The organism is Pseudoalteromonas sp. MMG012 (assembly GCF_018100875.1).
Lineage (GTDB): Bacteria > Pseudomonadota > Gammaproteobacteria > Enterobacterales > Alteromonadaceae > Pseudoalteromonas > Pseudoalteromonas aurantia.
Window position 1 is genome coordinate 1 of the sequence record NZ_JAGJEF010000138.1, and the last position, 4056, is coordinate 4056.

At 41.4% G+C, this 4056-nt stretch carries 3 protein-coding genes and 1 pseudogene; all 4 read right to left on the minus strand.

The window, feature by feature from the left end; translation table 11 throughout:
* Positions 1-245: 245 nt before the first annotated feature.
* Positions 246-1358: an RNA polymerase sigma factor gene (locus tag J8L97_RS22380; RefSeq protein WP_211052908.1), complete on the minus strand. Its 1113-nt coding sequence runs from the start codon at positions 1356-1358 to the stop codon at positions 246-248.
* A gap of 197 nt (positions 1359-1555) precedes the next feature.
* Positions 1556-2572 carry a hypothetical protein gene (locus J8L97_RS22385; protein ID WP_211052909.1) on the minus strand — a complete coding sequence of 339 codons (1017 nt, stop codon included), beginning with the start codon at positions 2570-2572 and terminating at the stop codon, positions 1556-1558.
* A 205-nt stretch (positions 2573-2777) separates the two neighbouring features.
* On the minus strand, positions 2778-3623 hold the full coding sequence (locus J8L97_RS22390; protein WP_211052911.1) for an HDOD domain-containing protein: 846 nt from the start codon (positions 3621-3623) through the stop codon (positions 2778-2780).
* A gap of 72 nt (positions 3624-3695) precedes the next feature.
* Positions 3696-4056: pseudogene (locus J8L97_RS22395) on the minus strand (hypothetical protein); the annotation flags it as partial.

Below are 4056 nucleotides of genomic sequence, written 5' to 3' on the forward strand. Positions count from 1 at the left end.
CCTTGATATTGAACAAAATATCATCATTGGATTGTAAGTTTGTTTACAAAATATTTCCTATTCCAAAACCCTTATCCAAACCTGAGGTTATGTAAATTTAAAGTCTTAGGCGTTTAATTATAAGCGCCTAAACAAACAGAACTATCAACTCTGTTGATGCGCCTCATCTCTCACTATCGTTAATTTGTTCTGAAGGTTAACCCAACGCCATAACACTATCCAGAGTGCTATCACATCGTATTCTTTTACATTAAATAAGCTAAGCGGCCACTGTTCTCAAGACCAAAATACAGTCCTGCGCCGCCTCCTATAGCCCCAAAAATAAGGCCTAATAACCCTCCAATATACTGTACTCTTTGCTGGCTTTTAGTGGCCCCCGCACACAGCTTGTGGGTAATCTTGTTAAGATGCAATGTGCTCCAAACGAGCCAACCCACAATGACCATAAAACCCAATACAGGAATTAGCCAACCTTGTGTAAACCCGTAACCTAGGCTCATGACGCCAGCCCCGATACCAACTGCAATAAAATTATGATTTCTTATTTGTGTTACTGCTTGCCTATCGCGTTCCTTATCTAACTTATTTGAAACTAAGCGGGAACTCCACCATATCGCAAACATCGCTGCTAGTGCGCCAATACCAGCCCCACCTAGCATCATCAACAACTTACTGTACCAAGGTGTTGGCGCAGCAGCTGCACCAATCGACGCCGCAACAGGGGTTGATGATATGCTTATGGCACTAAGACTCGCCAGTTCTATTGGTGCATTGGCTAAAATAACACGGCCATAGTCGTTTAATATTTGCGACTTAATTTTTTCTCGTACTCGTTGTAAACGCTTTCTGACTGTTGTTGGTTCAAGGTCGAGCAAACGCGCTACGGCTTCACAACTTTTTTCTTCGCGATAATACAGTAAAGTAATCTCTCGGGATTCATCTGGAAGCTGCTCAACCAAATGTGCGATGAGTTGTCTCTGCTCTGCTTGCTGCAGTGTCATTTCTAAATCAGCCCCGTCACAGGCTAACTTTGCCAATAGCTTTGCGGCAGACTCCACATCTAATTCAACGTTTACTTTATTGCGGCGTAAGCTATTCATGGCGGTATATCGCGTAATTTGACGAACCCAAGATAAAAAGCAGCTCGGTTCTTTAAGTTGATTTATATCTGACCATACCTTGATATACACCTTTTGCATCACATCTTTAGCTGCATCAATATCACGAACAATGCCTATTGCAATACACTCAACAACGTTGCGAGAGTATTTTATTAACAACGTAAAAGCATCAACATTACCCGTTTGTGCCCGTAATACCTGAGTGTTTAATTCGGTCTCTGTAAGCATGTCTGTCATCTATTTTCTCTTATTAAAGTAAGCTTACTAACAAGACACCACCCAAGCACACCGTGTGACCACAATACGCATATTTTTATTTCTATTCATTTACCCTCACTTTAAGCCCATACGTTTCAAGTCCGGTTTTTAGAACCTAAAATTAAACCCTAATCACGTCAATGCACGACAAGGGTTTAAATTGCGTTCTTATCCCTTTATGGCTCACTGCCATCTTGTCCGGCCCACGTCCAAGATGGGTATAACGTGCCATTTACTGTGGCATTGTTTCCCACTAAAATAGACTGCGGTTTATTTACTTTGACCCAATTACTGGCTGTTGAATGCTCAAGTTCAAACACCACATTACCATACAAAAAATATGGCCCCGTGATAGACGAATTCCGATATGCCGCAAACAACGTTTGCCCCCCCATTTGCAACTGGCCCACTGAGCTTTCGCGATTCACATCAACCGCGGCCTTGCTCCAGATCATCAAAGAATCGATGTGTGTTTTATTATCTGCTAAAAAATAACCATTGCCCGACACTTGCACTGCTAAAAATCGGTTTGCCGTATTTGAACGTGCCATAGAGGTATCTAATACATCGACCATATTGTCTTCATTGTCGGCATCAAATTGTGCAACCGAACTGCCTGATATCGCAAAACCAGATTTTGAGAATTGTGAAATATACGCGGTACTATTATCAGTGATAACAAAAGGATAAAGTACATCGCTGGTAGAAGATTTAGCATTAGACGTGATATTTTGTAACGTAGCAACACTGTTCTGAGTTACGGTTATGGCACGCGTATTACTGTCGACTTGAATATTGAAGTCTTTCAAAACAACAGTGCTGTTCGCAATTCTTAGTGCTTCTTGTGCCTCGACGCCCGTACCCAGTACAATCGAGCCACTTTGCTCTGCGTCGTTGCTAATTTCGATATTCCGTTGCGCAATAATAACGGGCCCAGAGCACGCACCGCTCACTGTAAATCTGCGCGGCTGTATCGTCCAACGACTGTAAGATATGGCTTTATTCAGTGCTTCAGGGTCGGTGTTACAGTTTACGCGTGTTGCCCATTGCGGTGAATGAATTAACGCAGCGTCCTGCTGTTGAATTTCACGGTATTGATCATCATTGATGTTATTATGCGCGAGTGCGTGGTTAACAGCGAATAGGCTTGTTATCACCCCAACGCATATTATGATCCGCTTATGATTGGTCATTAAACTATCCTTTTTACATGTTATTGTTTCTTGTCGATTTTTCGTACAAGTTGCAAAGGCTCATCTCAGTCGTAAATAACTGAAAATAATATACGTTTGCAAATACAAACCATAATGTAACTAGGTAGTCGGCGCAATTGATGGTATAAAAAACAAACATGAAAAAACATCAGGTGTAAACCTATTGACCATGTCAGGTATTAATTTAGTGAATAAAAAACTCTTCAACATCTTCTTTGATATCGGTGTACTCATCGTCACTGAGCTCTAGCGCAATCATCACATCATCTCTAAAGGCGTGCCAATCAGCACAAGAGCGAAAGCTTTTTGCTTCAAAAGCCAAGTTCTCAGCTAATTTCAACGCAGCAAACGTGGCTTTATCGACTTTGTCTTGATCACTATTTAAATAATCACAGTCATGATGGCGTAGAATCATTTGGCATATTGATTTAGGTAGGTGCCATGATGTTGCCAAGAAGTACCCCACAACCGTATGGTTTGTTGGATATACATGCTCTTCATACATCACCAATGTTTTTTCTGGCCGTTCGGCCACTTTCGTTAGTAGCTGCGCATAATTATCGTATTTCATCGCCATAGCGGGAATGCCTGCATCATGAAATAAGCCAACTAACTGCAAGTTTTCGATGGGGATAGTCGGCTTAACTTGACGACCAATTAACATCGCTATTTGTGAAATATCAGATGCATTATCCCAAAATCGTTCTAATGAAATACTGCAATCATTTTGGCTAAACGCACTTTTTAGCAAATGCCCTGTCACCAACTGCGTTATACAATTTACGCCCAAAAACATGACGGCCTGTTTAATATCAGTCACAGTTCTCGACATACCATAAGCAGGTGAATTAATGACTTTCAAAACGGCTGCTGACGTTGCAACATCTTCTAAAATAATTTTTGCGATTGTGCCAAGCTCGGGCTCATCTTGGTTTAATTCTACTTGTAACTTTTGCAATATTTCAGGTTTTGCAGGCAGGCTAAACCCTGAGCGTAAGTCGTCCAATACTTTGTCGTCAATATCAATCATAATACTTAACTACGAAAAAAGGATTTATTGAGTGTAGTTGAACAATAGCGAGCTGTCTTGGCAAAATCACCGTTAAAAATCGGTGCACGCACCGCCAGATATTGTAATTTTACTGACTGCGTATTGTTTATTTTTGAGCTGTGACCTTATCGCAATGAGTGTGTACCGAATACTTTTCAAGGTCTGCTTATTCACGAGCCACTTCGGCAGTGCACCATTTGGGTTGGCATAAGCCACATACTCAATTCTAAGATCACTGCCTTGTTGATAAAGCTGCCAAGTCGCTTTCACAGGTGTGACAGGTATTGCTTTACTGTGTACTTGCCAAAGCTGCGTATCTTTTACTTGTAACTGATAATGCGTGGTGCTCACTTGGGTAAAGCATGAATGGGTGAGCATATCTCTATCTGAAATAGGCCATGGAGCACTGAAA